General features: G+C 63.0%; 21 protein-coding genes and 1 pseudogene. 13 read left to right on the forward strand and 9 right to left on the reverse strand.

Annotated features, from left to right (window positions below; all coding sequences use genetic code 11):
• Nucleotides 1-49 precede the first annotated feature (49 nt).
• Both ACW9IB_RS24735 and ACW9IB_RS24740 read right to left on the reverse strand, forming a co-directional pair.
• Nucleotides 50-916, reverse strand: a complete 867-nt coding sequence (locus tag ACW9IB_RS24735) for a pirin family protein (protein ID WP_457366779.1) — start codon at nt 914-916, stop codon at nt 50-52.
• Between the two features lie 64 nt (nt 917-980).
• A complete protein-coding gene (locus ACW9IB_RS24740; RefSeq protein WP_457415857.1) occupies nt 981-1,397 on the reverse strand; it encodes an OsmC family protein in 417 nt (138 codons plus the stop codon).
• A 138-nt stretch (nt 1,398-1,535) separates the two neighbouring features.
• Here ACW9IB_RS24740 and ACW9IB_RS24745 point away from each other — a divergent pair, with 138 nt between their 5' ends.
• From ACW9IB_RS24745 to ACW9IB_RS24755, 3 genes and pseudogenes are all read left to right on the forward strand, one after another.
• Entirely contained in the window at nt 1,536-2,549 is a 1,014-nt protein-coding gene (locus ACW9IB_RS24745; protein WP_457415858.1) for an amidohydrolase family protein, read from the forward strand.
• Between the two features lie 96 nt (nt 2,550-2,645).
• Nucleotides 2,646-3,416: pseudogene (locus ACW9IB_RS24750) on the forward strand (MCP four helix bundle domain-containing protein); the annotation flags it as partial.
• A complete protein-coding gene (locus tag ACW9IB_RS24755; RefSeq protein WP_457366823.1) occupies nt 3,408-4,271 on the forward strand; it encodes a methyl-accepting chemotaxis protein in 864 nt (287 codons plus the stop codon). The pseudogene ACW9IB_RS24750 and the gene ACW9IB_RS24755, both read left to right, overlap by 9 nt.
• A gap of 186 nt (nt 4,272-4,457) precedes the next feature.
• Here the strand turns inward: ACW9IB_RS24755 and fabB are convergent, their stop codons facing one another.
• The 5 genes from fabB to ACW9IB_RS24780 form a co-directional block, all read right to left on the reverse strand.
• A complete protein-coding gene (gene fabB / locus ACW9IB_RS24760; RefSeq protein WP_457366782.1) occupies nt 4,458-5,678 on the reverse strand; it encodes a beta-ketoacyl-ACP synthase I in 1,221 nt (406 codons plus the stop codon).
• A gap of 11 nt (nt 5,679-5,689) precedes the next feature.
• Nucleotides 5,690-6,205: a 3-hydroxyacyl-[acyl-carrier-protein] dehydratase FabA gene (gene fabA / locus ACW9IB_RS24765; protein WP_010211704.1), complete on the reverse strand. Its 516-nt coding sequence runs from the start codon at nt 6,203-6,205 to the stop codon at nt 5,690-5,692.
• Nucleotides 6,206-6,453: 248 nt separating this feature from the next.
• Nucleotides 6,454-8,355 carry an ATP-binding protein gene (locus tag ACW9IB_RS24770; protein ID WP_457415859.1) on the reverse strand — a complete coding sequence of 634 codons (1,902 nt, stop codon included), beginning with the start codon at nt 8,353-8,355 and terminating at the stop codon, nt 6,454-6,456.
• Nucleotides 8,352-9,281 (reverse strand): ABC transporter substrate-binding protein, encoded by a 930-nt coding sequence (locus ACW9IB_RS24775; protein ID WP_457415860.1) that lies wholly within the window; start codon nt 9,279-9,281, stop codon nt 8,352-8,354. Before ACW9IB_RS24775 ends, ACW9IB_RS24770 begins: the two co-directional genes overlap by 4 nt.
• A gap of 1 nt (nt 9,282) precedes the next feature.
• On the reverse strand, nt 9,283-11,415 hold the full coding sequence (locus tag ACW9IB_RS24780; RefSeq protein ID WP_457415861.1) for a TonB-dependent receptor plug domain-containing protein: 2,133 nt from the start codon (nt 11,413-11,415) through the stop codon (nt 9,283-9,285).
• 186 nt (nt 11,416-11,601) lie between these two features.
• On the opposite strand from ACW9IB_RS24780, the gene ACW9IB_RS24785 reads away from it, so the two are divergent.
• The 9 genes from ACW9IB_RS24785 (at nt 11,602) to ACW9IB_RS24825 (ending at nt 19,449) form a co-directional block, all read left to right on the forward strand.
• Nucleotides 11,602-12,627 carry an NAD(P)H-dependent glycerol-3-phosphate dehydrogenase gene (locus ACW9IB_RS24785; RefSeq protein WP_457366786.1) on the forward strand — a complete coding sequence of 342 codons (1,026 nt, stop codon included), beginning with the start codon at nt 11,602-11,604 and terminating at the stop codon, nt 12,625-12,627.
• Nucleotides 12,628-12,637: 10 nt separating this feature from the next.
• Entirely contained in the window at nt 12,638-12,985 is a 348-nt protein-coding gene (locus ACW9IB_RS24790; protein WP_457366787.1) for a DUF4389 domain-containing protein, read from the forward strand.
• Nucleotides 12,982-13,431 carry a phosphohistidine phosphatase SixA gene (gene sixA / locus ACW9IB_RS24795; protein ID WP_457366788.1) on the forward strand — a complete coding sequence of 150 codons (450 nt, stop codon included), beginning with the start codon at nt 12,982-12,984 and terminating at the stop codon, nt 13,429-13,431. The genes ACW9IB_RS24790 and sixA overlap by 4 nt, the downstream gene beginning before the upstream one ends.
• A gap of 85 nt (nt 13,432-13,516) precedes the next feature.
• Nucleotides 13,517-15,166 (forward strand): AMP-binding protein, encoded by a 1,650-nt coding sequence (locus tag ACW9IB_RS24800; RefSeq protein ID WP_457415862.1) that lies wholly within the window; start codon nt 13,517-13,519, stop codon nt 15,164-15,166.
• 30 nt (nt 15,167-15,196) lie between these two features.
• Nucleotides 15,197-15,640: a hotdog fold thioesterase gene (locus tag ACW9IB_RS24805; protein ID WP_457366790.1), complete on the forward strand. Its 444-nt coding sequence runs from the start codon at nt 15,197-15,199 to the stop codon at nt 15,638-15,640.
• 97 nt (nt 15,641-15,737) lie between these two features.
• Nucleotides 15,738-16,541, forward strand: coding sequence for an alpha/beta fold hydrolase (locus tag ACW9IB_RS24810; protein WP_457366791.1), 804 nt, complete (start codon nt 15,738-15,740; stop codon nt 16,539-16,541).
• A complete protein-coding gene (locus ACW9IB_RS24815; protein WP_457415863.1) occupies nt 16,538-17,392 on the forward strand; it encodes an alpha/beta hydrolase in 855 nt (284 codons plus the stop codon). Before ACW9IB_RS24810 ends, ACW9IB_RS24815 begins: the two co-directional genes overlap by 4 nt.
• Before the next feature lie 102 nt (nt 17,393-17,494).
• The gene (locus tag ACW9IB_RS24820; RefSeq protein ID WP_457415864.1) at nt 17,495-18,316 is read left to right on the forward strand and encodes a DUF4892 domain-containing protein; all 822 of its coding nucleotides are present in this window, start codon (nt 17,495-17,497) and stop codon (nt 18,314-18,316) included.
• A gap of 71 nt (nt 18,317-18,387) precedes the next feature.
• Complete coding sequence (locus tag ACW9IB_RS24825) at nt 18,388-19,449, forward strand: AI-2E family transporter (protein WP_457415865.1); 1,062 nt, start codon at nt 18,388-18,390, stop codon at nt 19,447-19,449.
• Here ACW9IB_RS24825 and ACW9IB_RS24830 read toward each other — a convergent pair.
• Both ACW9IB_RS24830 and ACW9IB_RS24835 read right to left on the reverse strand, forming a co-directional pair.
• Nucleotides 19,446-20,483 carry a sensor histidine kinase gene (locus ACW9IB_RS24830; protein ID WP_457415866.1) on the reverse strand — a complete coding sequence of 346 codons (1,038 nt, stop codon included), beginning with the start codon at nt 20,481-20,483 and terminating at the stop codon, nt 19,446-19,448. The genes ACW9IB_RS24825 and ACW9IB_RS24830 overlap by 4 nt on opposite strands.
• Nucleotides 20,483-21,247, reverse strand: coding sequence for a response regulator (locus ACW9IB_RS24835; RefSeq protein ID WP_457366796.1), 765 nt, complete (start codon nt 21,245-21,247; stop codon nt 20,483-20,485). The genes ACW9IB_RS24830 and ACW9IB_RS24835 overlap by 1 nt, the downstream gene beginning before the upstream one ends.
• Nucleotides 21,248-21,504: 257 nt before the next feature.
• Here ACW9IB_RS24835 and pyrF point away from each other — a divergent pair, with 257 nt between their 5' ends.
• Nucleotides 21,505-22,203 (forward strand): orotidine-5'-phosphate decarboxylase, encoded by a 699-nt coding sequence (gene pyrF / locus ACW9IB_RS24840; protein ID WP_457366797.1) that lies wholly within the window; start codon nt 21,505-21,507, stop codon nt 22,201-22,203.
• The last annotated feature ends 36 nt before the right edge of the window (nt 22,204-22,239 follow it).

The raw sequence follows: 22,239 nt of genomic DNA on the forward strand, positions 1-22,239 counted from the left end.
TGATCGGTGTACGCCGATCAAACTGTGGGAGCGGGCCTGCTCGCGATAGCTATCGCACCGGCAACTCGATTCTTTCAGATTCCCCCGGCACCGTCGGCCAGTCCCCGGCCGCCCAGCGCTGCCTGGCCTGTTCGATCACTGCCGGATCGCTCGCCACGAAATTCCAGTTGATCCGTCGCGGACCGTCCAGCGGCGCACCGCCGAACACCACCAAATGACAGTCGGTCTCGGCGAACAGCGCCATCTCCTCGCCCACCGGCAGCACCACCAGGCTGTGCGCTTGCAACGCTTCGCCATCCAGTTGAGCCTCACCTTCCAGCACATACACTGCGCGTTCCTCATGCTCATCAGGAATCAGCAGCGTCGTGGCTGTTTGCATACGTACTTCGGCATACAGCGTGGGCGACAGCACCGGCACCGGGGACTTCAGGCAAAAGCCGTCGCCGGCGATCAGACGGATCTGCACCCCCAGGTTGTCACTCACCGGCAAGCTTTGCGCCGGATGATGGCTGTAGTGTCCCGGGCCTGTTTCGTGATCTTGCGGTGAGGCCAGCCACACTTGCAGCCCGTGCAGGCTGAAGCCGCTGGCCCTGAGCGCTTCGGGCGTGCGTTCTACGTGGGCGATTGCGCTGCCGGCGGTCATCCAGCTGACATCGCCGGCCTGCACCACCTGATCCGAGCCCAGGCTGTCTTTGTGCTGCAAGGCGCCTTCGAACAGGTAGGTGAGGGTCGACAGCCCGATATGCGGGTGCTGGCGAATATTCATGCCGCTGCCCGGCGCATAGCGGGTGAGCAACATATGGTCGAAAAACACGAAGGGCCCGACGCTGCGGCAGTCCCGCGAGGGCAGGGGACGCAAAATGGGCTGGCCCTCGACCTCTTCGGGACGTGGGCGAATCACAATGAGTGGCGGCATGGAACATCCCTGTCTGAGCGGGTTGGCTGGCAGTGAGCATAACCCGCTCGATCGGATGTTGCCGCTATTGGCTGAAGGCGCCTTCGGACAGTTTCGTCTCGATGCTGATTTCGGCGGTGGTCATCAGCTTGTGCACAGGACATTTGTCGGCCACGCGGTGCAGTTCCTCGCGCTGTTCATCGGTGAGCACGCCCTTGAGGGTCAGTTTGACGCTCAGCTTGTACTTGCCCTTTTGTTCTTCGGCAGCGTCGTGGGTGACTTCGACCGTGACGCCGGTGAGCGGAATGTCTTTTTTCTGAGCGTACAGCCTGACGGTCAGGGCCTTGCACGAGGCCAGCGCAGCGTCGAAATAGTCATGGGGCGAGGGCGCCGAGTCGTCGCCGCCCAGGCTTTTGGGCAGGTCGGTGAACAGTTCGTGCTGATTGATGTTCACGCTGTGACGAAAATTGTCGGCGTTCAGGGTATTGACGGTAACAGGCATGGCACACCTCACAGGGGCAGGATGAAGGTCATGCAGTTATAGAGCATGCTGGCACTCTGGTGTTCCACGTTTTTTGCCGGATGAACCTGGCCACGGGCCACAAGGTCTACCGGTATCAGCCCCTGCCGAGATTGCACCGTGCCCTGGACCCATCTGAGCCTTGCCCTGTTGTTCGCCGCCGTCAGCCTTGGCGCGCAGGCCCGCGACTATGCCTACAGCGATGCGCACCTGCATTACGTCGATTTCTTCCAGGAAACCGCCGGCATGGATAAGTTGCTCAAGGCCATGGCCGACAATCGCATCGAGCATGTGATGATTTCCGGCATCCCGGTGGCCAAGAAGTGGCACGAAGACGAACCCAAGCGTCCGCGGTACTACGCCGGTGATGATGCCGATGCCTATTGGTACAGCGCGACCGACGTGATTGTCGCCGCCGCCGTGAACGCGCTCGCGCCCGAGCAGCGCCGACGCTTTCATCCGTTTTTGTCCGGCTTCAACCCGAACGACAAGAATTCGGCTGCGCACATCCAGCGCATGCTCGACCTCAACCCGGGACTGTGGCAGGGCATCGGCGAAGTCTTTACCCGCCACGACGACCTCACGGCCATCACTGCCGGCGACACCCCGCGTGCCAACAACGAAGCCATGACGCGTATCTACCATTTGGCGGCAGAGAATGACCTGCCGGTGATGCTGCATTCCAATATCACCTCCAAGCGCGAGCGCAACCCGTTGTACCTGGCTGAAGTCGAGGAGCCGCTGCGCAATCATCCCCATACCCGGTTTATCTGGGCTCACGCGGGGACGAGCAAGGAGATCCACCGCCATCAGGTGCAGATGGACTTCCTGCTGCCCACCCTGAGTCGTTTGCTGGAGGCCTATCCCAATCTGTACATCGACCTGTCCTGGAGCATGCTCACGCCCTATTTGCTGGATGACGCCGGCCAGCCACGGCCTGAATGGCTGGCGCTGGTGGAACGCTTTCCCGAACGCTTCATGCTGGGGTCGGATGTGGTAGGGCGTTTCGCCAAGCTGGGTCGGGAAATGCGGCGCTTCGACCCGTTCCTGGACGCGCTGCCGGAGGACGTAGCCCACAAGGTCGCGCGGGATAACTTCCTGGCGATACTACCGCGCGATGGTGGCGTGCGTTGATATCGCGTTTTCGTCTTACGCAAAGTCGCTGACGCGCCGATACCTTTCAAGAGACCTGCTGCAGGTGGATGCAGCGCATTTGGAAGGAATCCAGGCATGAGTATCCGCAGTTTGAATATCGCGCCCCGCGCGGGCTTGGGCTTTGGTGTGCTGGCGTTGCTGGTGTTTGCCCTGGGCGGCTTCGCCTTGCTGCAAATGGCCAATATGCGCCAGCAGTCGGACCAGGTGGAGAGCAACTGGCTACCCAGCGTGATGGCGGTAGGGGAGATGAGCCAGGACCTGTTGCGCATTCGTGCGTTGACCCTGCGCTTGTTGCTCAATCGCGATCCCCAGGCGTTGACCCAGAACGAACAGAAGCTCACCGACCTCAAGAATGGCCTGCACCAGGCTCAGGGCCTTTATGGGGCGTTGATTGTGCTGCCCGAAGAGCGCGCGCTGTTCGACCGCTTCAAGGCTCAGGAGCAGCACTACCTGCAACGCCAGGAGCAGGTCATGGCGTTTTCCAGGGCCAATCAACTCGACGAGGCGGTCCGGGTGGTCAACGGTGAAATGAATCAGCTCGCCGATGAAATGGCCGGCACCCTGCATGATCTGGTTGCCTTGAACAAAGCCAATGCCAACCACGCGGCGACCCTGGCACAGAATGTGTTCAATCAATCGCGCACCTGGGTAATCGGTGTCGTGTTGTTGACGGCGCTGGTTACCATCGGCCTGGCGGTGTGGTTGACCCGCAGTATCGTGCTGCCACTGGCGCAGTCGCTGAAGGTCGCCCAGGGGGTGGCGAGCGGCGACCTGACCGGTGAGATCAGCGTGAGCGGCAATGATGAGCCCGCACGCCTGCAACAAGCGCTCAAGGGCATGCAGGAGAACCTGCGCGATACCCTCCGGCGTATTGCCGAATCGTCGAACCAACTGGCATCGGCCTCCGAAGAGCTGAGTTGCGTCACCGAGGACGCCACGCGCGGCCTGCACCAGCAAAACCAGGAAATCGAACAGGCCGCGACGGCGGTCAACCAGATGACGGCGGCGGTGGAGGAAGTGGCAAGCAATGCGGTGGCTACTTCCCAGGCGTCCCGTGAGTCGGACCGTATTGCCCAGCGCGGGCGCGAGCAGGTGCATCAGACAGTCGTGTCGATCGAGGCGCTGGCGTTGGATGTGACCACCAATGCGACCCAGGTCGAGGACCTGGCTCAGAAGGTCTATGGCATCAGCAAGGTGCTGGATGTGATTCGTTCGATTGCCGAACAGACCAACTTGCTGGCCCTGAACGCCGCGATTGAGGCCGCACGCGCGGGGGAGGCCGGGCGTGGCTTTGCGGTGGTGGCGGACGAGGTACGCGCCCTGGCTCACCGTACGCAGCAATCCACCCAGGAAATCGAGCAGATGATCGGCGGGATTCAACAGGGCACCGATCAGGCGGTCAGCGCGATGCAGCAGAGTAATACGCGGGCGCGTTCGACCCTGGATATCGCCAAGTCGGCGGGTACGGCGCTGGAAGAGATTGCATCGGCCTTCACTCTGATCAACGAGCGCAACCTGGTGATCGCCAGTGCGTCGGAGCAGCAGGCGGCAGTGGCGCGGGAGGTGGACCGCAACCTGATGAACATTCGTGATCTGGCGCACCAGACGTCCACGGGGGCGAACCAGACCAGTGCGGCGAGTCAGGAGCTGTCGCGACTGGCGGTGGATCTGAATAGCCTGGTGGCGCGGTTTTCGGTGTAGGTCGCAAGGTCTTGATGGCCCGATCGCAGGCAAGCCAGCTCCCACATTGACTGCATTCCTTCGGATGTACTCGGTCACTGTAGGAGCTGGCTTGCCTGCGATGAAGGCGACTCGGTATTAAATTCATCTGCCCATGAAAAAGCCCCGAACCAGTCGGGGCTTTTTCATGCGTTCAAGCTACAGGTCTTACTTGCCCTGCCAGCGTTTCAGCACCAGGGTGGCGTTGGTGCCACCGAAGCCGAAGCTGTTGCTCATCACGGTGTCGATCTTGGCGTTTTCTTCGGTCTTGAGCTTGATCGGCATATCAGCAACGGCTGGGTCCAGCTCGTCGATGTTGGCCGAACCGGCGATGAAGTTGCCTTCCATCATCAGCAGGCAGTAGATCGCTTCGTGAACGCCGGCGGCGCCCAGGGAGTGACCCGACAGGCTCTTGGTGGAGCTGATGGCCGGTGCCTTGTCGCCGAAGACCGCACGAACACCTTCCATTTCCTTGGCGTCGCCGACCGGGGTCGAGGTGCCGTGGGTGTTCAGGTAGTCGATTGGGGTGTCGACGGTGGACATGGCCATCTGCATGCAGCGGATGGCGCCTTCGCCGCTTGGAGCAACCATGTCGTAGCCATCGGAAGTGGCGCCGTAGCCGACGATTTCCGCGTAGATCTTGGCGCCACGGGCCAGAGCGTGTTCCAGCTCCTCGACCACCACCATGCCGCCACCGCCGGCGATGACGAAACCGTCACGCTTGGCGTCGTAGGCGCGGGAGGCCTTTTCCGGGGTTTCGTTGTACTGGGTGGACAGCGCGCCCATGGCGTCGAACAGGAACGACTGGCTCCAATGCTCTTCTTCACCGCCGCCGGCGAACACGATGTCCTGTTTGCCCAGCTGGATCTGCTCGACGGCAGTACCGATGCAGTGAGCACTGGTGGCGCACGCGGACGAGATCGAGTAGTTAACGCCCTTGATCTGGAACGGCGTGGCCAGACAGGCCGAAACGGTGCTGCCCATGGTCCGGGTGACACGGTACGGGCCGACGCGCTTCACGCCTTTTTCGCGCAGGATGTCCAGCGCTTCCATCTGGTTCAGGGTCGACGCGCCGCCGGAGCCGGCGATCAGGCCGGTGCGTACGTTCGAGACCTGGTCATCGGTCAGGCCGGAGTCGGCGATCGCGTCTTTCATCGCCAGGTAAGCGTAGGCGGCAGCGTGGCCGACGAAGCGGAAGATCTTGCGATCGATCAATTCTTCGAGGGGCAGGTCGATGGAGCCGGAAACCTGGCTACGCAGACCCATTTCGGCATATTCCGGGTTGAAGCGGATGCCAGGGCGACTTGCACGCAGGTTAGCGGTGACGGTCTCTTTGTCATTGCCCAGGCAAGAAACGATGCCCAGACCAGTGATAACGACGCGGCGCATGCGGATAACCCTTAAAAGTTGTCAGTGGAAGTGAAGACGCCGACCCGAAGGCCTTCGGCGGTATAGATTTCGCGACCGTCGACGCTCACCGAACCATCGGCAATGGCCAGGTTCAGCTTGCCCTTGAGGACGCGCTTGATCTGAATGTTGTAGGTGACTTTCTTGGCGGTCGGCAGGACCTGGCCGAAGAACTTCACTTCGCCCGAACCCAGGGCACGGCCACGGCCCGGCAAGCCTTGCCAGCCGAGGAAGAAACCGACCAGTTGCCACATGGCGTCGAGGCCCAGGCAGCCCGGCATCACAGGGTCGCCTTCGAAGTGGCAGGCGAAGAACCACAGGTCCGGGGTGATATCCAGCTCGGCGACCAATTCACCTTTGCCGTACTTGCCACCCTCTTCGCTGATATGGGTGATGCGATCCACCATCAGCATGTTCGGGGCGGGCAGTTGCGCGTTACCTGGGCCGAACAGCTCACCGCGACTGCAGCGCAGCAGGTCTTCCCGGGTAAAGGCGTTTTGTTTGGTCATGCGAGCTCCTCAATAATCCCATGCGGCAGGGTAGGGCAAATCTTCCCGAACCGACTGAAGCGTTACGCCTCATGCCGGCAGCCTACACATAGACTATTGCGTTGTAGTGAAAGTCACAGCGTCAAGGCACTGAATGTACACTTGTTCACTGAAATTTTAAACCGGGCCTGTTTATCAGCCCGTACGGGTGCCTAAGACTGCCGCACTTTCGTCGTTCACGCCAGTCGGAGTTGGCTGATGGCGTGGCGCTATTGCAGCCAACGCTGCAGGATTTGCTGCAAATCCGTGCGTTTGAACGGCTTGGCCAGGTAATCGTTCATGCCTGCTGCCAGGCAGGCTTCACGGTCGCCCTGCAAGGCGTTGGCGGTAAGGGCGATGATCGGCAGGTCGGCGCAGCCCGGCAACTGGCGAATCTGGCGGGTGGCCTCATAACCGTCGATTACCGGCAAGCGGCAATCCATCAGGATTGCGGTGAAAATCAGGCTCTCGGCACTGCGCACAGCTTCGGCGCCGTCGGTGGCCAGGCTCACCTCGAACCCCAGACTGCGCAGCATGGCTTCGACGACGGTGCGGTTGACCGGGTTGTCTTCCACCAGCAATACGTGGCGCCCGTCCCCCGCACTGTCTTTGCCTTCGGCGTCGTCGGCGAGCGCCGGCAGGGTCTGCTGATCGATGGCCAGGGGGATTTCCAGGGTAAACACCGAGCCACGACCTTCTTCGCTCTGGGCGCGCAAGGTACCGCCCATGCGTTCGGCCAGCGTGCGGGCAATGGGCAGGCCCAGGCCGGTGCCGCCGTAACGTCTTGAAATGGAACTGTCGGCCTGCTGGAACGCATCGAACATCAATTCCAGGCGTTCGGCGGAAATCCCGATGCCGCTGTCGCGCACGGTGCAGGTAAACCACACCAGTTCGTGGTCCAGGGTCTGCCAGTGGGGCTCGACCGTGACGGAGCCCTGTTCGGTGAACTTCAGCGCGTTGCCGATCAGGTTCACCAGAATCTGCCGGATGCGCGTGGGGTCGCCCTGCACACGCAGGGCGTCCATGCCCGACGGAATCGACAGTTTCAGGCTCAGGCCGCGTTGCTGGGCGCTGTGCTGGAAGGCCTGGGCGCAACTGCTGATCAGCTCCGCGAGGTTGAACGGGATATGTTCAAGTTCCAGGGCGGCGCGTTCGATGCGCGAGAAGTCGAGGATATCGTTGATGACCTTGAGCAGATGTTCGGTGGACTCCGAGGCCAGCGCCGCGTACTCGGTCTGCTCGTCGGTCATCTCGGTGGTTTCCAGCAATTGCAGCATGCCCAGCACGCCGTTCATCGGCGTACGCAGCTCGTGGCTCATCATCGCCAGGAAGTCCGACTTGGCGTTGTTGGCGCGTTCGGCCTCTTCACGGGTCTGGATCAATTGCGCCATGGCCTGGTGCTGTTCGCGACTGGCTTGATTGAGGCCTTCGGCAAGGTTGTTGATATGCCGCGACAGGTCCCCCAGTTCCGAATCGTCCACGATCGGCAGCGGCGTTTTGTACTCACCCTGCTGGATGGCCTTCACCGCATGGCCCATGGCGCTGATCGGTTGCGACAGGCTGGCCGCCAGCCGCCGCGCCAGCAGGAAGGCAAACAGCAGCGCGAACAAGGCCAGGATGCCGGCTTTGAACAGGATTTCCTGCTGGCGCTGGCTGAACGCATCGTTGGACATGCCCACGATCACACGGCCCAGATAATCGGCACGGGGCGCTTTGGGTTCGTTGAGGTTGTCCTGGAAGAAGTCGTTGCCCAGCTGGATATGCTGCAAGCGGATCGGTGCCTGGAACACTTTTACCGACAGCGAACGGTCGTGTCGCTCCGACGGCTGTTCCACGTACACCAGGATGTTCTCGGTGCTGTCCTGGATTTCCAGGAAGCGCACGTGGGGCGTGGCCAGCGTGGCACGCAGCAAACTGTCGAGCACATCATTGTTGCCGGAGATCACACCGTACTCGGTGGCGGGGGCCAGTTGGTTGGCGATCAGTTGGCCAGTGTGGTCCAGTTCCTGGCGCAGGTCCTGGATCCGCACGAAGGTGAAGAAGCTGATCAACAGCAACGTCAGCAACAGCGCAGGGCCCAGCGTGATGAGCTGGGTCCGGGTGTTGATGTCCCAACGACGACGCAAGGTCATGGGCGTTTTTCTCCTTCGGCCAATCGGCTGGCGACGCTGGCTTCGTCCACCTGTTCGATCCCCAGTGAGCGTGCAACCTGCGGGTTGCCCACGACTTTGAAGTCTTGCGGGTACAGCGAGCGCGGCCAGTTGGCGGGCGAGTGGTCCAGCAGGCGGTCAAGCACTGCCAGCCAGTCGGCCTGGTCGCTGTAGGTACTGGCCAGGCTGCCGGCGCGCACGAACCCGGCGTTCGGCCCCACCAGCGGCAATTGCTGGGCGTAGCTGCTCAGCAACAGGTTCTTCGCGGTTTTCGGGTTGTACAACTGCGGGTCATCGAGACCGAGCAGTACGTCACTGTTCCTGAACAGGGTTTGCAGCGGGCGGCTGTCACCGATGTTGTCCCAGCGCTGCGGCACTATTTCCAGGCCCAGAGGGGAGGCATGCTGGCGCAGTTCGGGCAGCAGGAACTCACTGTCGGCCCCGTACAGCACGCCGATGCGCCGCGCCTGGGGCAGGATGCTGGCGATCAGTCGCAACTGCCGATCCAGCGGCGGATCGCTCCATAACAGGCTGATGTGGGCGCGCGACGTGGTGCCGAGGCGTTGATGGGCTTGCAGACGGCTGATGCGCAGCACCAGCGTCGGCGGGCCCTGGATGTCCTGCAAGCGCCAGTCGAGGCCGGGCAGGTCCAGCAGGATCAGGCGCGTACCGCTCGGTAACTGATTCGGCGCCGGCAGATCCTTGAGGGCAGTGAAGGTCACGCGGTCTTCGGGGCGCTGCCGGGCCAGCGCTTGCGTGAAGGTCTGCACGCCGGCGCTGTCTTCGGCGGCGGTCAGCAGGATTTCGGCGCTCCATGCCGGTGCCGCCAACCACAGGCAGGCCAGCACGCACATACGGCGCCAGAGCCGGTAGTTGAAGAAGAAGGTCATCCGTGACAAATCGCCCATGTCAGAACTCTAACTCCGCGCTGAAGTAGAGGACGTGGCGATGGTCGTAGTTGTTGTCGGCCCAGGTGGTCGGCTGGTTGTCGAGGCGTTCTTGCAGCATGCCGGCCAGCTCCACGTTGGCTTTGCCCAGGGCAATGCGCTTGGCCACCCGCAGGTCGACCCGTTCGAAGCGATATTCGTTGAGTGCGTCGTCGCCATAGTAGAACAGTGCACTGGACCAGCCCTGGCCCCATTCGCGCAGCCAGCCGGCCGAACCACTGTTGCGGGCTGTCTGGGCCTTGTCCAGCGGATTGGTGGAGGAGGCGTCGACGTAAGCATAGGTCAGCCGCAGGCGGTCGGCGTTGCTCATGCGCCAGTCGAACTGCGATTCGGCGCCGGTGAAGCGTGCGCTGTTGGCGTTGCTGGCGATGTACTGGTTATTGCGCAGGGGCGAACTGATCATGTCGGTGATTTCGTCATAGAACAGCTTGACGTCCATGTTCAGCCCGATGTCGGCGAAAAAGCCGTTGTAGCCCAGTTCCCGCGAGCGCATCAGTTCTTTGTCGAGGTTGCCCGGGCCACGGGTCTTCACGAAGTATTGCCCGCTGGTCTGCCCGAAAGCCGGCGAGCTGAGGTTGGTGACGCGGTAGCTCCAGTTGACGTTGTTTTCGAACATGTCCGGTGAGCGGATCGCTTCGGAGTACACCGCGCGCAGGCCATGGCGCGGGTTGATCAGGTAGTTGACCGCCACCCGTGGCGTCAGCGAGTTGCCGCTCAGGTAGGTGTCTTCGTACATGGCGCCGCCTTGCAGCAGCCAGTGTTCGGTGGCACGCCATTCCAGCTGGCCGAACAGGCGCCAGGTGGTGTCGTCGAGGGTGCCGTTGAAGTAGGTATCGGAGTCTGCACGGTCGTAGCGGTAGTTCATGCCACTGACCAGGCGCAGGCTGTCGGACAGGCTGAGGGTGTCCTGAATCTCAAGGTCGTAGCGGCTTTCGCGGGTGCTTTGGTCGATATCGCCACACACGCTTTGGCTGGCACCGTCGCGCCATTGCTGCAGCACCTGGTTGGCCAGTGCCTGCTCGGCGGCGCTGCCCGGGGGCGCGGAGCCCTGGCTGTAAGTGTCCATATGCCGGGCGAGCAGTTCGGCGTAGTTGGGGTTGAGCTGCCACAACTGGGTCAGTTCCGGGCTGAACGAGACCTTGGCGTCGCAGGCCTTCCAGATCTGCCGGCGGTCCCACTGTTGCGCCGAGCCCTGGATATACAGGCTGTGTTCGGGATTGAAATCGAAGTTCCAGCGCAGGGACGCGGCGTAGTCCTTGGCGGTGACGTCGGAATTGTTACCGCCTTCGGTAATGCCGGCGAATACCGGCGCGTAGGTATACGGACGTTGATTGGTCCCTTCCTTGGCGTTCAGTTGCCAGTCGATGCTTTGCTGCGCATTCAGGGTCTGGCTGACGGCCAGGCTGAAACGGCTGAGACGGCGGCTGTCACGGCGGTCGGCGCCGATGGCATCGCTGTCGAAACCATCGTCCTGCTGGCCCGAGAGGGACAGGCGCAGATCGCCGGTGTCCCAGCCCATGCCCTGGCTGGCGTAGAAGTCATTGATGCCGCGTTCGCCTCGGGTCACCTTGACCCGAGTGCCCTGGCTGTTGGCCGGCGAGCGCGTGAGGATATTCACCACCGCCATCAGCGCGTTGGCGCCGTAGCTGACGGTGTTGGGGCCACGGAACACTTCGATGCGTTCGATATCCTCCATGGCCACCGGGATGTCGCTCCAGTCCACCGTGGCCAGGCCTGCGCGGTACACCGAGCGACCGTCGATCAGCACCTGCATGCGGCGTGCGTCGCTGGCGCTGGTGCCATGGTAGTTCACCGCCGCCTGGTTGCCGGTGGTGTAGCCGACCATCATGCCGGGGACCAGGCGCAGCAATTCGCTGATGTCCCGCGCACCGCTGGCCTTGATCAGCTCGCTGTCGATCACGGTCATGCTGCCGGGCACGGCGGCGGCCGATTGCTTGAGGCGCGTGGCGGTCAAGACCTGGGGCAGCGGCTGGCTGTCGAGGAACAAGTCGTCGGCCAGTGCAGGCAGGCTGCCGAACGGCATGCCCAGCAGCATCAACCACAGCGACGAACGGGGAGGAGGGCCCAAATACACGGAACGGCCTTGATGATGACGGATAGCCGCCCATGTTAACCGAGGCGGGGCCATTTGCCAGTCGTCGCCCTCGCAATTACTTCATACAGGCATGGCATTTTCCGACAAGCGTCACAGGGGCTGGCCGCCAGCGGGTCGCCCCGTATAATGCCGCCATTGCCACTGGTATGGATTAACGGATTGCATATGACTGAACAGCGCCCTATTGCGGTCCTGGGAGGCGGAAGTTTTGGTACCGCCGTGGCTAACCTGCTGGCTGAAAATGGCCATTCGGTGCGCCAGTGGATGCGTGATCCCGAACAGGCCGAGGCCATCCGGGTGCACCGCGAAAATCCCCGTTATCTCAAGGGCATCAAGGTTCACCCGGCGGTCGAGCCGGTCACCGACCTGTTGACCACCCTGACCGATTGCGACCTGTGCTTCGTCGCGTTGCCCTCCAGCGCCTTGCGTTCGGTACTGGCCCCCCATGCCGAGCGGCTGGCGGGTAAGCTGCTGGTCAGCCTGACCAAGGGGATCGAGGCGCAAACCTTCAAGCTGATGAGCGAAATTCTCGAGGAAATCGCCCCGCGCGCGCGTATCGGCGTGCTGTCCGGGCCGAACCTGGCACGGGAAGTGGCCGAGCACGCGCTCACGGCGACCGTGGTGGCCAGTGAAGACGAGGACCTGTGCGAGCGCGTCCAGGCGGTGTTGCATGGCCGTACCTTCCGCGTCTACGCCAGCGCCGATCGCTTTGGTGTCGAGCTGGGCGGTGCGCTGAAAAACGTTTACGCGATCATTGCCGGCATGGCGGTGGCGCTGGGCATGGGCGAAAACACCAAGAGCATGCTGATCACCCGTGCGCTGGCGGAAATGACCCGCTTCGCGGTGAACCAGGGCGCCAACCCGATGACGTTCCTGGGGCTGGCGGGTGTGGGCGATCTGATCGTCACCTGTTCGTCGCCGAAGAGTCGCAACTATCAAGTCGGCTTTGCCCTCGGCCAGGGCTTGAGCCTGGAGGACGCAGTGACGCGGCTGGGCGAAGTGGCCGAAGGCGTCAACACCCTCAAGGTCTTGAAGGCCAAGGCTCAGGAGGTGGGGGTGTACATGCCGCTGGTCGCCGGGTTGCATGCGATCCTGTTTGAAGGGCGCACTCTCAACCAGGTCATCGAGTTGCTGATGCGCGCCGAGCCGAAAACCGACGTCGACTTTATTTCCACCAGCGGTTTCAACTGAGGAACGCGCCATGAATGATCCGAAAACAGCTCCCCAATACGAGTCCATTGTCTTGCGCATCCTGTGGATGCTGGTGTTTGCCCTGGTGTGGCAGGTTGCGCAGTTCCTGCTCGGTGCACTGGTAGTGGTGCAACTGATTTACCGCCTGGTCTACGGCGCGCCGAACCTGGGCCTGATGAACTTCGGTGACAGCCTCAGCCAGTTCCTCGCGCAGATCGGCCGCTTCGGCAGCTTCCACACCGAGCAGAAGCCCTGGCCGTTCGCGGATTGGCCGACGCCACGCGCACCCGAGGGCGAAGCGGCGCACAGCGTGCCACCAGCGCCGCACCCGGCGCGCGACGAAGAGCCGAAACTGTGAAACTGTGGATTCTTCGCCACGGTGAGGCCGAAGGCCACGCGCGCACCGACGCCGAGCGCAACCTCACCGAGCATGGTCGCGCCGAAGTGCTGCGCAGTGCGGCGCACCTGGTCGGCCAGCCGCTCAGCGCCATCATCGCCAGTCCGTACGTGCGTGCGCAGCAGACTGCGCAGCTGGTGCGCGAAGCCCTGGGCTTCGCGGCGGATATTCGTACGGTGCCGTGGCTGACCCCCGACGGGTATCCGCATCAGGTACTGGAGCAGCTCGACACGGATGACAATGTGCTGCTGGTCAGCCATCAGCCGCTGGTCGGCAGCTTGATCAGCTTCCTGCAACACGGCCATCAGCGCCAGCCGCAGCCGATGCACACCGCCAGCCTGGCCGAACTGGAAGGGGATTTCCCGCTGGCGGGGCTGATGACGCTGGTGAGTGTGAAGAATCCGTAGGAACGATCACCGCTTTGTGTGTGCTATATAGTCAACCGAGCAAGTGCTTGGTTGGCTATCTTCGGATCACACAGGAGCGCGTTCCATGTCTGTCGCTTTTCGTTTGCCGTTGCAGGTCTTCTTCGAACGTGAGGCGCGCCACCCGCGCCAACCTTTCCTGGTGCAGCCTGTGGGCGGCGGCGAAGTACAGACCCTGTCCTGGGGGGATGTCGGTCACCAGGCCCGTTGCGCGGCGCACTGGCTGCGCGCCAGGGAACTGCCACCCGGGTCGCACATTGCCCTGATCTCGAAAAACTGTGCGCACTGGATCATCGCCGACCTGGCGATCTGGATGGCCGGGCATGTCTCGGTACCGCTGTACCCCAACCTCACCGCCGACTCCGTGGCCCATGTGCTCAAGCACTCCGAAGCGGCGCTGGCGTTTATCGGCAAGCTCGATGATTGGCCCGCCATGGCGCCGGGCGTACCGGCGGGCGTGACCACCATCAGTCTGCCGCTGTGCCCCTCGGGGGATTTCGCTGTGCGCTGGGTCGACCTGCAAGGCTGTTCGCCGATTCGCGATGACCCGGCGCCCGCACCTTCCGACCTGGCCACGATCATCTACACCTCCGGCACCACCGGCCTGCCCAAAGGCGTGATGCACAGTTTCGGCGCCCTGGGGTTTGCCGCCACACGGGGCACCGAACTGTTCGGTCTGGGGGAGGGTGACCGGTTGCTGTCGTACCTGCCGCTGTGTCACGTGGCGGAGCGAATGTTCGTCGAGATGGCGGCAATCTACACCGGGCAGACGGTGTTTTTCGCTGAAAGCCTCGATACCTTTCTGACCGACCTGCGCCGCGCGCGGCCCACTGCATTGTTCGGCGTGCCGCGTATCTGGACCAAATTTCAAGTGGGCGTCTACGCCAAAATCCCGGAAAAGCGCCTGGATACCTTGTTGCGCCTGCCCTTTATCGGCAAGCGCGTGGGCCACAAGGTGCTTGCAGGGCTGGGACTGGACGCGTTGCGTATCGCACTGTCCGGCGCGGCGCCGGTGCCCGAAGCGTTGTTGCGCTGGTACCAACGCCTGGGTTTGGACGTGCTTGAGGTGTATGGCATGACCGAGAGCTGCGGCTACTCCCATGTGTGTCGGCCCGGGCAACAGAAAATCGGCTGGATCGGCCTGCCGTGTCCGGACGTCGAAGTGCGCATCGATCCCGACGGGGAAGTACAGGTACGCAGCGGTGCGACCATGCTCGGCTACTTCAAGGATCCGCAGAAAACCGCCGAGACCCTGACCCCGGATGGCTTCCTGCGCACCGGCGACAAGGGCGAGCAGGACCTCGACGGGCATCTGCGCCTGACCGGACGCCTCAAGGAAATCTTCAAGACCAGCAAGGGCAAATACGTGGCGCCGGCACCGATTGAAAACCGCCTTGCCGAACATGCGTGTATCGAGCAGGTGTGCGTGGTGGGCGATGGCCTGACGGCCCCGATGGGGTTGTGCGTGCTGTCGACGGCAGGTGACGACCGGCAAGCCTTGCACGCCAGCCTCGAGCGCTGGCTGGAACAGGTCAACCAGACGCTGGATAAACACGAGCGCCTGCGCCAACTGGTGGTGGTGAAGGACAACTGGGCGGTGGAAAACGGTTTCCTGACCCCAACGCTGAAGATCAAGCGCAACGTCATCGAATCGACCTACGGTGCACAATTGCAGGTATGGAACGAGCGTTCCGAAACCATTCTGTGGCAGGATTAGGGTCATCATAAAACCAACAAGGACAATGGCATGAGCCTGTGGCGTACCCAACCGAATATCGAGCAACTCAACGCGATGCAGAAAAACACCATCGGTGAACTGCTGGACATTCGCTTTGAAAGCTTCGACGACGAGTCCCTGACCGCCAGCATGGTGGTCGACCATCGCACCCATCAACCCTATGGTTTGCTGCATGGCGGCGCCTCGGTGGTCCTGGCCGAAAGCCTGGGCTCCATGGCCGCGTACCTGTGCATCGATACCAGCAAGTTCTATTGCGTCGGTCTTGAGATCAACGCCAACCACCTGCGCGGCGTGCGCAGCGGACGTGTGACGGCGGTGGCCAGGCCGGTGCATATCGGGCGTACCACGCACGTCTGGGACATTCGCCTCACCACTGACGAGGGCAAGAGCAATTGCGTGTCGCGGCTGACCGTCGCCGTGGTGCCCCTCGGCGAAACTCCGCCGGCGCGATAGGCGTGGCGTGAGTGTCATCATTCCTGGCAGTTACAGTCATTGCTGTGGCGGCCAGGGCTGGGGACAATCGACTTCTGTTTTCGTGAATGGATCCGGTATGTCGCAGCACGTGTTTTTCGCCCACGCCAATGGCTTCCCCTCGGCCACCTACGGCAAGCTGTTTGCCGCCCTGGCCCCGGAATATGCGGTGGCGCATCTGCCGCAGCATGGCCATGACCCCCGGTTTCCGGTGGACGACAACTGGCAGAACCTGGTGGATGAACTGATCCATCATCTGGAGCAACAACCGGAACCTGTGTGGGGCGTGGGGCATTCCCTGGGCGGGGTGCTGCACCTGCATGCGGCCATGCGCTGCCCGCAGTTGTATCGTGGCGTGGTCATGCTCGATTCACCGGTGTTGACCCGTGCCGACCGCTGGGTGATCCGCGCCGCCAAGCGCTTTGGCTTCATCGACCGCCTGACCCCGGCGGGCCGCACCCTGGGCCGCCGCGAAGAGTTCACTGACCTTGAGGCCGCGCGCAGTTATTTCGCCGGCAAGACGCTGTTTCGCGGCTTCGATCCGGAATGCTTCGACGCCTACCTGCAACACGGCCTGCACCAGGTGGGCGATCGCCTGCGGTTGCGCTTCGATCCGGCGACCGAGATCAGCATCTACCGGGGCGTACCCCATACCAGCCCTGGCCAGGTGCGCCAGTTGAAAGTACCGCTGGCGGTGGTGCGCGGCCGGCAGAGCCGGGTGGTGATGCGTCACCACGCCAGCGGCGTCGGGCGCCTGCCCATGGGCGAAATGCTCACCATGCCCGGTGGCCATATGTTCCCGCTCGAACGCCCCCAGGACACCGCGACCTTGATCAAAAACCTGTTCTCCCGCTGGGAAGCCCGCGAGCGCGATTGCGCATGAGCACGCCCGTCGAAGAAGTGCGCCTGAGCCTGCCCCATATCGAATTGGCCGCCCACCTGTTCGGCCCTGAAGATGGCTTGCCGGTGATTGCGTTGCATGGCTGGCTGGACAACGCCAACAGCTTCGCGCGACTGGCGCCGAAGCTTGAGGGGTTGCGTATCGTCGCGCTGGACATGGCCGGGCACGGGCATTCGGCGCATCGCCCGGTGGGGGCGGGTTATGCCCTGTGGGATTACGTGTTCGACGTGCTGCAAGTCGCTGAGCAGCTTGGCTGGAAACGTTTTGCATTACTTGGCCACTCCCTGGGCGCCATCGTTTCCCTGGTGCTGGCCGGCGCCCTGCCGGAGCGGGTGACGCACCTGGGATTGATCGACGGCGTGATACCGCCGACGGCCAGCGGTGAGAACGCTGCCGAACGCCTGGGCATGGCGCTGCAGGCGCAATTGAACCTGCAGGACAAACGCAAGCCGGTCTACGGCACCCTGGACCGGGCGGTTGAAGCGCGGATGAAAGGCGTGGTGGCCGTCAGCCGTGAAGCGGCGGAACTGTTGGCCCAGCGTGGTTTGATGCCCGTGCCGGGCGGGTATACCTGGCGCAGCGACAGTCGCCTGACCCTGGCTTCGCCGATGCGTCTGACCGACGAACAGGCCATGGCCTTCGTGCGGCGGGTGGCGTGCCCGGCGCAGTTGGTCGTCGCGGCGGACGGCATGCTGGCGAAACATTCCGAATTGCTTTCCCAGCTACCCTTTGCGGTGAACACGCTGCCAGGCGGCCATCATCTACACCTGAATGATGAGTCCGGCGCGGTCCTTGTTGCAGACTGTTTCAATCGGTTCTTCTCCACGCCTTGACTTGGCGGGGTCAACTGCCGAGGCTGGGCGGATTGAAAGGGAGTCAACCATGAAGCATCTCAACACCGCTGTGCGCTCCGATGGCCAGGGTTCATGTATCCGATGAGCCTGCGTAAAGGAAGTTTCCGTGCCTTCGGGCTGTGCTGTTTCTTCAGCCCTCTGGTGTTCGCCGCCGACGTCCCGGGCAGCCGGGACCTGCCTGCCGTGGCCCGTCAGGTCGATTCGCAGATCGTCGACTACCGTCCCGCCGAAGCGAGGGAGCGCATCTACCCCATGGGCGCCATCCGCAAGATCAGCGGCCAGTTGCGCTACGAAGGACAGGCCACCGCCCGAGGCCAAACCACCGCCATCACCTATGAGCTGCCGGCCGAACACACCTCGAGCACGGCATTTACCGCCACGCGCGAAGCGTTGCAGGCCCAGGGCGCGCAACTGTTGTTCTGGTGCCAGGCCCGCGATTGCGGCGAAAGCAGCCTGTGGGCCAATGAAGTGTTCGGCAACGCCAAGCTGGTAGGCGCCGATGGTCAGCAGGAATACCTGCTGTTGCGCCTGGCTGCGCCGCAGGACAACTCCCTGATCGCGCTGTACGGCATCACCCGGGGCAACCGTCGCGCTTATCTGCATGTTGAACAACTGGACGCCAGCGCGCCGCTGGGTGATCTGCTCCCCACTTCAGCGACGTTGCTGCGAGAGCTGAAAAGCACCGGGGAGTTGGACTTCCCTGCGCTGGGTGGCGAACCCGACACCACCTGGCTGACGCTGATCTCCCGTGGCCTGAACCTGGATGCGACGCTGCGGGTCAGTCTGACCGGCCCCAATGCCGAAGTCTGGCGCCAGGGCCTGATCGACAGCGGCGTGCGTGCCGCACGCATGGAAACCGGCAGCGGCGATGCCAAGGGCCTGCACCTGCATCTGATACGCTAGGCATCATCGGGCGAACGGACCTGCGCCGTTCGCCTAAGCTGCTTTCTACTGTCTGCCTCTCGAGATACCCGATGCTCAATAATGATCGCCTGCTGGTGCAAATCCTGCTGTTGGTGCTGTTCGGCGCCAGTTTCTGGGTCATGGCGCCGTTCTGGTCGGCGCTGTTCTGGGGCGCGGTGCTGGCGTTTGCCAGTTGGCCGTTGATGCGCCTGCTCACGCGCTCGCTGGGCGGTCGGGAATCCCTTGCGGCCGGCATCCTGACCCTGGGCTGGATGTTGCTGGTGGCGGTGCCGCTGGTATGGCTGGGCTTCAATCTGGCTGACCATGTGCGGGATGCCGTGGGCCTGATCAAGGATATCCAGGTCGATGGCCTGCCGGCGGCGCCCACCTGGCTGGGATCGATTCCGTTTGTCGGTGAACGACTGGTCGCCATGTGGGACAGCATTGACCAGCAGGGCGCAGCGCTGATGGTCAGCATCAAGCCGTACCTGGGGCAGGTGGGTAACTGGCTGCTGGCGCGCAGCGCGCAGATTGGCGGCGGGATCCTCGAACTGACCTTGAGTCTGGTGTTCGTGTTCTTCTTCTATCGCGACGGGCCACGGCTGGCGATGTTCGTGCATCGCCTGCTGGAGCGCTTGATTGGCGAACGTGCCGGTTATTACATCGAACTGGTGGCCGGCACCGTGCAACGGGTGGTCAACGGTGTGATCGGCACCGCCGCCGCCCAGGCCCTGCTGGCGCTGATCGGTTTCCTGATCGCCGGCGTGCCTGGTGCGCTGGTGCTGGGGATCGCCACCTTCCTGCTCAGCCTGATCCCCATGGGGCCGCCGTTGGTGTGGATCCCCGCTACGGCCTGGCTGGTCTGGAAGGGTGACTACACCTACGCGGTATTCCTCGGCGTATGGGGCACCTTCATCATCAGCGGCGTTGACAACGTGCTCAAGCCGTACCTGATCAGCCGAGGTGGCAACCTGCCGCTGGTGATCGTATTGCTGGGGGTCTTCGGCGGGTTGATCGCCTTCGGGTTCATTGGCCTGTTTATCGGCCCGACCTTATTGGCCGTGGCCTACAGCCTGTTGATGGACTGGAGTGCGACCCAGGCCCAGGGGCGTCGCGGCGACAAAACCCTTTAAGCCCTGGGCAGCCACATCACGGCGGTCAGGCCGCCGCCCGGGGTTTCCTCCAGGCTCAGGCGTCCGCCGAGGCGTTCGACGGCTTCCCGTGAAATCGTCATGCCCAGGCCTACGCCACCGGAATTGCGGTTGCGCGAGCCTTCCAGGCGAAAGAACGGTTCGAACACCGCCTCACGTTTGTCCGGCGCAATGCCGGGGCCGTGGTCGATCACGCGGATGACCAGCGCGTCGCGGCTGTCTTCCAGTTCCACACGCGCCGTACCGGCGTACCGCAAGGCATTGTCGATCAGGTTGTTCAGGCAGGAGCGCAGGGCCATCGGTTGCACCTGCAACGGTGCGCAACTGCCGTAAAACTGCACATCGGAGCCCTGATCCTGGGCGTTCTCGCTCATGGACTCCACCAGCGCCTGCACGTCCAGCCAGTGGCGGGTTTCGCTGGTGCGCTGTTCGTGCAGGTAGCTCAAGGTGGCGTCGAGCATGTCGATCATGTCGTCCAGGTCCTGGCGCATCTGACTCTGTAACTTGCTGTCGTCGATCTGCTCCAGACGCAGCTTGAGGCGCGACAGCGGCGTGCGCAGGTCATGGGACACCGCGCCCAGCATGCGTGCGCGCTGGCTCACCTGCTCGCGGATGCGCTTTTGCATCAGGTTGAAGGTCGATGCGGCTTGTTGTGCCTCACGTGGCCCGGACTCGTTGAGGGGCGGGCTGTCCAGGTCGAGGCTCAGGCGCTCGGCGGCTTCGCTCAGGCGCTGGATCGGCCGGCTCAGCAGCTTGGCCCCGTACCAGGCGGCGATGATCAGGGAGATGAACTGGAACGTCAGCGGCACCACCGGCCCGCCAAACCAGGGGCGGCGGTGTTTTCGGTGCAGCGGCTTGAGCGTGCCGTCCTCTTGTTGCACGAACATTTGGCCCACGGGAGGGGGCGGCGGGCCGTAGAGGTGAAACCAGAAAATCCCCAGTCCATGGGCCAGCACGATGGCTACCAGCAATACGCCGAACAGCCGTCCGAACAGCGTATTGAAGGGCGCGCGCATCAGCCGATGTCTCGGGCGTCGAACAGGTAGCCTTCGCCGCGCACGGTCTTGATCAATTGCGGTGCCTTCGGGTCATCCCCCAGTTTCTGGCGCAGGCGCGAGACCAGCAGGTCGATGCTGCGATCAAAGGCTTCGATGGAACGGCCACGGGCGGCGTCCAGCAACTGCTCGCGACTCAACACCCGGCGCGGACGTTCGATGAATACCCACAGCAGGCGAAACTCGGCGTTGGACAACGGCACCACCAGCCCATCGTCGGCGACCAGTTGGCGCAGCACACTGTTGAGCCGCCAGTTGTCGAAACGAATGTTGGCGCGCTGTTCGGTGCGGTCATCCCGCACGCGGCGCAGGATGGTCTGGATGCGTGCCACCAGCTCGCGTGGCTCGAACGGCTTGGCCATGTAGTCGTCGGCGCCCAGCTCCAGGCCGATGATGCGGTCGGTGGGTTCGCAGCGGGCGGTGAGCATCAGGATCGGGATGTCCGATTCGTTGCGCAACCAGCGGCACAGCGACAGGCCGTCTTCGCCGGGCAGCATCAGGTCGAGCACCACCACGTCGAAGGTTTCGGCCTGCATGGCCTGGCGCATGGCCGCACCGTCGGTCACGCCCGTGGCGAGGATATTGAAGCGCGCCAGGTAATCGATCAGCAACTCGCGGATCGGCACATCGTCATCGACGATCAGCGCACGGGTGTTCCAACGCTTGTCATCGGCGATCACCGCGCTTTTTGGCTCGTCGTTCACAGGGACGGAAGGGGTATGCATAGTGCGATCATCTGCCGGGGGTGATGTCCAGCATAGGCGTCCAGCCCCATGGCTGGAAGTGCTGGACAATGGGTCGTGCGTGCGAGGCTAGCCGTAGGGCGTGTTGAGGGCATGTCGTGAATGTATCAGCTTTGAAATATTTAACCGTAACGCCCGCCGGGCAGCGGTTGACGAGTATTTACCGATCATCGGATCCCGCAATGGCGTCGCTTGCGCTACAATCCGCGCCGATTTGACTTGCCTGAGAGCCCATTCCAATGTCCGTTTGCCAGACGCCTATCATCGTCGCCCTGGATTACCCCACCCGTGACGCCGCACTGAAGCTGGCTGACCAGTTGGACCCCAAGCTTTGCCGGGTCAAGGTGGGCAAGGAACTGTTCACCAGTTGCGCCGCGGAAATCGTCGGCACCCTGCGTGACAAGGGCTTCGAGGTGTTCCTCGACCTGAAATTCCACGATATCCCCAACACCACCGCCATGGCGGTCAAGGCCGCCGCCGAAATGGGCGTGTGGATGGTCAACGTGCACTGCTCCGGTGGCCTGCGCATGATGGCGGCCTGCCGCGACGTGCTGGAACAGCGCAGCGGCCCGAAACCTTTGCTGATCGGCGTCACCGTGCTGACCAGCATGGAGCGTGAAGACCTGGCCGGCATCGGCCTGGACATCGAACCCCAGGAGCAGGTTTTGCGCCTGGCGGCCCTGGCGCAGAAGGCGGGGCTTGATGGCCTGGTCTGTTCGGCGCTGGAAGCCCAGGCCCTGAAGACCGCACACCCGTCGTTGCAACTGGTGACGCCGGGGATTCGCCCGGCGGGCAGCGCCCAGGATGACCAGCGCCGTATCCTGACTCCGCGCCAGGCACTGGATGCGGGCTCTGATTACCTGGTGATCGGTCGCCCGATCAGCCAGGCGGCGGACCCGGCCAAGGCGCTGGCGACAGTCGTCGCCGAAATCGCCTGATAGCTTGTCTGGCTCGTTCCCACGCTCTGCGTGGGA

This window comes from Pseudomonas sp. SDO524_S393 (genome assembly GCF_054071875.1).